Origin of the sequence: Brevundimonas sp., from assembly GCF_023259385.1 — a bacterium.
GTDB lineage: Bacteria > Pseudomonadota > Alphaproteobacteria > Caulobacterales > Caulobacteraceae > Brevundimonas.
In genome coordinates this window covers 1-7,269 of record NZ_JAHFPF010000186.1, presented here as the reverse complement: position 1 = coordinate 7,269, position 7,269 = coordinate 1, and the positions used below count along the sequence as shown (strand labels likewise).

The 7,269-nt window shown below is 69.4% G+C and carries 7 protein-coding genes; 3 read left to right on the top strand and 4 right to left on the bottom strand.

Annotation, left to right across the window (positions count from 1 at the left end; genetic code table 11):
• Both Q0C81_RS13650 and Q0C81_RS13645 read right to left on the bottom strand, forming a co-directional pair.
• Window positions 1–370: response regulator (locus Q0C81_RS13650; protein WP_291838905.1), on the bottom strand; the 370-nt coding region annotated here is incomplete at its 3' end.
• Window positions 371–446: 76 nt separating this feature from the next.
• Entirely contained in the window at window positions 447–1,916 is a 1,470-nt protein-coding gene (locus Q0C81_RS13645; RefSeq protein ID WP_291838901.1) for an ActS/PrrB/RegB family redox-sensitive histidine kinase, read from the bottom strand.
• Between the two features lie 53 nt (window positions 1,917–1,969).
• On the opposite strand from Q0C81_RS13645, the gene Q0C81_RS13640 reads away from it, so the two are divergent.
• The 3 genes from Q0C81_RS13640 (at window position 1,970) to Q0C81_RS13630 (ending at window position 4,798) form a co-directional block, all read left to right on the top strand.
• Complete coding sequence (locus tag Q0C81_RS13640) at window positions 1,970–2,593, top strand: SCO family protein (protein WP_291838898.1); 624 nt, start codon at window positions 1,970–1,972, stop codon at window positions 2,591–2,593.
• A 242-nt stretch (window positions 2,594–2,835) separates the two neighbouring features.
• Window positions 2,836–4,116, top strand: coding sequence for a polyhydroxyalkanoate depolymerase (locus tag Q0C81_RS13635; protein WP_291838891.1), 1,281 nt, complete (start codon window positions 2,836–2,838; stop codon window positions 4,114–4,116).
• A complete protein-coding gene (locus Q0C81_RS13630) occupies window positions 4,082–4,798 on the top strand; it encodes a M48 family metallopeptidase (protein WP_291838887.1) in 717 nt (238 codons plus the stop codon). The genes Q0C81_RS13635 and Q0C81_RS13630 overlap by 35 nt, the downstream gene beginning before the upstream one ends.
• 8 nt (window positions 4,799–4,806) lie before the next feature.
• Here the strand turns inward: Q0C81_RS13630 and Q0C81_RS13625 are convergent, their stop codons facing one another.
• Together Q0C81_RS13625 and Q0C81_RS13620 are read right to left on the bottom strand one after the other, a co-directional pair.
• On the bottom strand, window positions 4,807–5,043 hold the full coding sequence (locus Q0C81_RS13625; RefSeq protein WP_291838884.1) for a hypothetical protein: 237 nt from the start codon (window positions 5,041–5,043) through the stop codon (window positions 4,807–4,809).
• 79 nt (window positions 5,044–5,122) lie between these two features.
• On the bottom strand, window positions 5,123–7,240 hold the full coding sequence (locus Q0C81_RS13620; protein ID WP_291838881.1) for a PBP1A family penicillin-binding protein: 2,118 nt from the start codon (window positions 7,238–7,240) through the stop codon (window positions 5,123–5,125).
• Between the last annotated feature and the right edge of the window lie 29 nt (window positions 7,241–7,269).

Genomic DNA, 7,269 nt, shown 5'->3' with positions numbered 1-7,269 from the left:
CCTTGACCACGTCGTCGGCGTCGGCGGGCTTGGACAGATAGTCGACGGCGCCGGCCTTGACCGCCGCGACCGCCGTGGCGATGGCGCCGTAGCCGGTCAGCATGACGATGCGGGCGTCCTCGCGGCGGTCGCGGATCATCTCCACCACCTTCAGGCCGTTGCCGTCCTCCAGCCGCATGTCCAGCACGGCGAAGGCGGGGAGCGAGGCGCGCAGGGCGTCGGTCGCCTCGGCCACCGATCCGGCCGTGGTCACCACGAAGCCGCGGCTTTCCAGCGCGCGGCCCATCCGGGTGCGCAGGGCGTTGTCGTCGTCCAGCAGAAGGAGGGTCTTGTCCTCCAGTGCGGCGATACGGGCTTCGGTCTCGGACATCTTCGTTCTCCTGCCGCTCAAGTCGGTAACGGCTGGCCTGCGGTCAAGGTTCAGACGAGGGGTGCGACACCACGGCTCACGAGGCCACCTCCAGCGCCGGGCGCGGCCAGCGCACCGTCACACGGGCGCCCTTGGGCTGGCCCTTGCCGCCGTCGCCGGCGCCGACGCTGACCTTTCCGCCCGTCCGTTCCAGCAGGGTGCGGGCGATGAAGAAGCCCAGGCCCATGCCGCCCTGGCTGGGGGCGATCTCTTCAGGGGCCGGCGCGGCGATCGCGGCGGCGGCCTTCTTCGACTTGCGGCCCGGCGCGGCGGCGGCGACCGAGGCGGCGATCTGGGCGGCGAGGGCGCGGCGCGCCTTGCCCTGCGGTCGGCTGGTCACATAGGGCTCGCCCAGACGGGGCAGGATGTCGGCCGGGAAGCCGGGGCCGTCATCGACCACCTCGATCTCGATGAAGCCCGCGTCGACTAGGGCCCGCACCCGCACCTTGTCGGCGGCGAAGTCGGCGGCGTTCTCCACCAGGGTCGACAGGCCGTGGATGACCTCGGGCAGGCGGCGCACGCGCGGCGGCTTCTCGCCCGAGGCGGTGCGCACTGAAACCTCGAAGGCCAGGTCGAACCCCCGGTGCGGCTCGACCACCTCTTCCAGCAAGGCCTTCAGCCCGACCTCGGCGAAGGCGATGCCGCCCTCCTCCGGCTGCTGCGACAGGCGTTTCAGGATGTCGCGGCAGCGCTCGGCCTGCTGCAGGATCAGGGCGGCGTCCTCGGCCGCCGGGCCGTCGCTGGGCGAGGCCCGCAACAGCTCCTTGGCCACCACCTGGATGGTCGCCAGCGGCGTGCCCAGTTCGTGCGCGGCGGCCGCGGCCAGACCGCCCAGCGCGGCCATGCGCTGTTCCCGCTGCAGCACGTCCTGGGTCGTGGCCAGGGCCAGCTCCAGCTTCTCGGCGTCCGCCGCCACCCGCCAGGCGTAGGCGGAGGTGAACACCACCCCCGTGGTCAGGGCCATGCCGATGCCGATCTTGTACAGCGACGGCAGGTTCAGCTCGGTCCCCGCCTGCCACGGCAACGGCAGGGAGAAGAAGAACAGGCAGACGGTGGCCAGCAGCACCAGCAGCCCCATCAGCACCGCCTGTCGGCCCGGCAGGGACGCCGCCGCCACCGTCACCGGCGCGACCAGCAGCAGGCAGAAGGGGTTCTCCAGCCCGCCGGTGAAGGCCAGCAGGGCCGAGAGCTGGAGGATGTCGAAGCCCAGATGGATGCGCGTCGAGCCGTCGCTGCGCTTCAGCCGGGCGGTGGCGTTCAGGTTCATCGCCACGCTGGCCGCGATGGCGGCGAGACAGCCCCACAGCGGCAGGTCGAAATGGAACCAGGCGGTGGCGGCGAAGATGGTCGCGCTCTGCCCCGTGATGGCCATCCAGCGCAGGATGACCAGGGTCCGCAGCGACAGGCCCCGGCTGCGTCTCGGCAGATTGCGCCAGTTGGCGAAACGCCCGCCGCCCTCGGGCGCGTCGGCGAACTGCGGCGTTGGATGATCTTCTGTAGCGCTCACGGCTCTTCTATAGACGCGTTCGGCTCGTTCGGGGCCTTTTCGAAAGGGTCGCGATGCCGCGCCGCTCCATCCTCGTCTTCGCCGGCGCCTGCGTCGCCATCGCCGCGGCGCTCGCGGTCGTCACCATGGTCGTCGTCGGTCGTCAGGCGCCCACGCCTCAGTCGCTTGAAGTCGGCTCGACCGGCCAGGCCCAGGTCGGCGGTCCGTTCCAGCTGGTCAACCAGGATGGACAGCCGGTCGATCAGACCATCCTGAACGGCAAATGGACCCTGGTCTTCTTCGGCTTCACCTACTGCCCCGACTACTGCCCCACGACCCTGACCATGCTGGAGGCCACCAAGGCCCGGCTGGGCGACAAGGCGAAGAACCTGCAGATCGTCTTCATCTCGGTCGATCCGGAGCGCGACACGCCCCAGGCCCTGAAGGACTACCTGTCCGCGGACGGCTTCCCCGAAGGCGTCGTCGGCCTGACCGGCACGCCGCAGCAGGTCCGCGCCGCCGCCGACGCCTACCGCGCCATGTACAGCAAGGTCGGCGAGGGCGAGGGCTACACCATGAGCCACTCGCTCGTGATCTATCTGATGGGACCGGACGGACGGTTCCGCGGGTCCCTGGCGCACGATATCGGGCCGGTGCGCGGCGCCGAGATTATCGAACGCCACATGGCGCGGGGCTAATGACAGCATACGTCCGATAGTGACGTAGCGGGGCTGTAGGGTGCCGCCATGGCCGTCCCTCCACCCCGCCTCCACCGCCGGAAAGTGCACTAAAGTGCACTCAAAAAAAATTTCGGTCGTTCATTTCCCCCACCCGCCCGGCCGGCGTTCACGATTTCGGTGATCGCCGATAATCTTTTTGCAGTGCGAAGCGTTCTATGTTGCCTTGCCGCACTCACGGCGGGGGCCGTCTCAGGACACGCATGCTGTACACGCTTCATGAGCTGGCCTACGCCTCGGCCGCTCCCTACCGGATCGGGGCCCAGATGGCCCGGGACTTCTGGACATCGCCGTTCAATCCGGCCGCCGACACCGCCATCGGGCGTACGGCGTTCGCCTCGGCCGAGCTGTTTGAAAGCGTCACGCGCCGCTACGGCAAGCCGTCGTGGGGTCTGGACGTCGTCACCATCGACAATCGCCCGGTGCGCGTCACTGAACAGGTGGTCTGGTCCTCGCCCTGGTGCCGCCTGGTCCGCTTCGCGCGCCACATCGGCGACCTTAAGCGCGCCGGCAAGCCGGCTGTCGCCCCGGCGGTGATGATCGTGGCCCCGCTGTCGGGCCACTACGCCACCCTTCTGCGCGGCACGGTCGAGGGCTTCCTGCAGGACCACGACGTCTACGTCACCGACTGGTCGAACGCGCGTCAGGTGCCGATGCTGGAAGGCCGCTTCGACTTCTTCGACTACATCGACCACGTCCGCACCATGCTGGCCCAGATCGGCCCGCGCGCCCACGTCGTCGGCGTCTGCCAGCCGGGTCCGCCGGTCCTGGCCGCCTGCGCCCTGATGGCCGAGGACGAGGATCCCAACCGTCCCGCCTCCATGACCTTCATGGGCTCGCCCATCGACGCCCGCCTGTCGCCGACGGTCACCAACCAGCTGGCCGAGGAAAAGCCCTTCACCTGGTTCAAGTCCAACATGATCCACACCGTGCCCTGGCCCTATCCGGGCTTCGGACGGCGGGTCTATCCGGGCTTCGTGCAGCTCTACAGCTTCATGTCGATGAACGAGGAAAAGCACACCGACGCCCACTGGCGCTATTTCCAGGACCTGGTCTCCGGCGACGGCGACGGCGCGCAGAAGCACGAGGAGTTCTACGACGAGTACCTATCGGTGCTGGACCTGTCGGAAGAGTTCTACCTGCAGACCATCGACATCGTCTTCCAGCAGCACCTGCTGCCGCGCGGCCTGCTGGAGCACCGCGGGCGCAAGGTCGACCTGACCAAGATCACCGACATCGGCCTGATGACGGTCGAGGGCGAGAAGGACGACATCTCCGGCGTCGGCCAGACCCAGGCCGCGCACGAACTGTGCACCAGCCTGACGGACGAGCGCCGCGTGCTTTACGTCCAGCCCGAGGTCGGCCACTACGGCGTCTTCAACGGTCGTCGTTTCCGCGACGAGATCTATCCCCGCGTCCGCGACTTCATCGCGGCCAACGAGGCCCTCAGTGCAATACCGCAACGGCCAGCGGCTGCCGCCTGAGGCGGTCGGGGTCCCCGCCAGACTCTCGGTGAATCCGCGCGCGCGCCGGCTGTCGATCCGCATCGACGGCCGCGCCGGCGAGGCGGTGCTGGTCGCCCCCTCCGAGCGCAAGCTGGCCGAGGTCGTGACCTTCGCCCGCACCAAATCGGCGTGGATGCGCGAGCGGTTGGCCGAACGGCCCGACGGCGCCCCGCTGGAGCCCGGCGCGGTCGTTCCCCTGTTCGGGGTTCCGACCCGTCTGGTCGCCGTCGGCGGCGCCGGCGCGGCGCGGCTGATCGACGGCCCGGACGGCGCGGTGATCCAGTCCGGCGGCGAGGGCGAGGCGTTCGCCCGGCGCATCGAGAACCTGTTCAAGCGGCTGGCGCGGCAGGTGCTGGTCGAGCGCACGGAACATCACCTGCGCACCCTCGGCCAGCGCCCGGTGAAGGTTTCCATCGCCGACACCAAGTCGCGCTGGGGCTCCTGCAGCCCGCACAATCGCTCGATCCGCTACAGCTGGCGGGTGATCATGGCCCCGCCCGCCGTGGCCGACTACCTGGCCGCGCACGAGGTCGCGCACCTGGTCCACGCGGACCACAGCCCGGCCTACTGGTCGGTGGTGCAGCGGCTGGTCGGCGACCACCGCCCGTTCCGCAAATGGCTGCGGGACCACGGCCCCGCGCTACACGCGGTGGGGCGCTAGCGGCGGCGTTATTGCCCCAGAATGCAGGGGTACAGGTCGTAGCAGCCGTTGTTGCAGATTTCCCATGCCGTCACGTCCTCGATCGGGCACTGGGCGACGCATCGGAAATACTCGTCACAGATCGGATCGGCGCTGACGGCCGATGACCGGCTGACCTGAAGCTGGGACGCCATCGGCGCCGGAGCGAACGCCGACATCGATACGAGACCGAGAGCCAGGACAGAAACACGCAGAACTGCACGCATGAGATGATTCTCCCGTCGAAACGCAACCCTAAGTCTGGCGCTTCCGGGAGGTCAAGCACTCAGGCGGCGTCTGGGACCCTCAGAAGAACAGCGGATCGGCCTTCTTCTCGGGCTGGGGCGCCGGTTCGGGGCGTGGCTCCTCGCGCTGGGGCTGCGGCTGGGTCGGGCGGATGACCGGCTGCTGCTCCGGGCGATTGGGCGCGGTGGGACGCGGGGCCGGCTGCGGCTCCAGCAGGCGCTCGTCCAGCGGGTCGACATTGCTGTCGCCCGGCGGATTGTCGCCGAACAGGTCGCCGATCTGGCCGATCAGGCTTTCGACCGGGCTGGGCGGCTGCCAGCCCTCTGGCATGGCCGGACCGTTGGGGATGGCGGGGGCGTTCAGGCGCGGCAGGGCCGCCTCCATGAAGCCCTTCCAGATGGCGGCGGGCGACGAGCCCCCGGTCACCCCACGCATCGGGGTGTTGTCGTCCTTGCCGACCCAGACCGCGGTGACGAAGCCGCCGGTGTAGCCGACGAACCAGGCGTCCTTGTAATCCGAGGTCGTACCGGTCTTGCCGGCCAGGTCGCGGCCGCTGATCGCCGCCGACCGCCCGGTGCCCGAGGTCATCACGCCCCGCAGCATCGAGTTCAGATAATAGAGGTAAGGGTTGGTGATCGCCTGGGCGGGCCCTTCGGCGCGGCTGGCGCGCTGATAGATGACCCGGCCCTGCGGGGTCCGGATGCGGCTGATGCCATAGGCCTGCACGCGCTTGCCGCCGTTGGAGAAGGCGTCATAGGCCTGGGCCATCTCGAGCGGCGAAACCTCCACCGCGCCCAGCGCCATGGCGGGCTCCAGGCCGATGCGGCTGGAGACGCCCAGACGGCGGGCCGTGCGGGCGACATTGTCCCGGCCGATCTGGTCGGCGACGCCGGCGGCGATGGTATTGGTCGACTGGGCCACGGCGTTGGCCAGGGTCATCTCGCCCGCGAAGGAGCCCGAATAGTTGCGCGGCGACCAGTTGCCGATGCGGATCGGGGCGTCGTTGACCCGGGTCTCGGGCGTGTAACCGCTCTCCAGCGCTGTCAGATAGACGAAGGGCTTCCATGCCGAGCCGGCCTGGCGCCGGGCGTCGGTGGCGCGGTTGAACTGGCTGTCGGCGTAGGAGCTGCCGCCGATCATGGCGCGCACCCGGCCTTCACCGTCCAGCGCGACCAGGGCCGCCTGCTCCACGCCCTTGGACTTGTCGCGGTCCAGGATGCGGCGCACCGAGCGCTCGGCCTGGGTCTGAAGGGTCAGGTCCAGCGTCGTCTCGACGATCATGTCCTCGGTCGGCTCGCCGACCAGTTCGCGGATCTGCTTGTCCAGCCAGTCGATGAAGTATTGGGCGTGCTGGGTGGCCAGGGTGCGCGACACGCGCACCGGCTCGGTCACCGCCTGGGCGCGCTGTTCGGGCGTGATCACGCCGGCGTCGACCATCTCATTGAGCACGACGGTGGCGCGGGTGGCGGCGCGCTCGCTCTCGGACACCGGCGAATAGCGCGACGGCGCCTTCAGCAGGCCGGCCAGCAGCGCCGCCTCGCCGACGGTCAACTGCCTGGCGCTCTTGTCGAAATAGCGTTGCGACGCCGCCTCGATGCCATAGGCGCCGGCGCCGAAATAGACGCGGTTCAGATAGAGGGCCAGGATCTCCTTCTTGGAGAATTTCATCTCCAGCCAGACCGCCAGCATCAGCTCCTGGACCTTGCGCTTGATGTTCTGGTCGGGGCTGAGGAACAGGTTCTTGGCCAGCTGCTGGGTTAGGGTCGAGCCGCCCTGCACCACGCGCCCGGCGCGCATGTTGGACACGATCGCGCGGCTCATGCCGATCGGGTCGAAGCCGGGGTGGTGGTAGAAGCGCCGGTCCTCGATGGCGATGAAGGCCGCCGGGACATAGTCGGGCAGGGCGTCCAGGTCAGCGGGCGGGGCCTGCTGGGTGCCGCGCACCGCGATCAGGGCGCCGTTGCGGTCCAGATAGGTGATCGAGGGCTGGCGATCGACATTGTAGAGGGTCGAGGTGCCGGGCAGGTCGCGGGCGAACACCGCGAAGAAGACGACCAGGAAGATGACGCCCCACACGCCCAGCACCGCGCCCCAGTAGAGCACGCGCTGCAACGGCGTCCGGGCCGGCTTGTCGCCGCCCCCATTGGCGCCACGTCCGAAGCTGAAGCCACCGGCCATCTAAAACCTCACCCAACCCGCCCGACGGC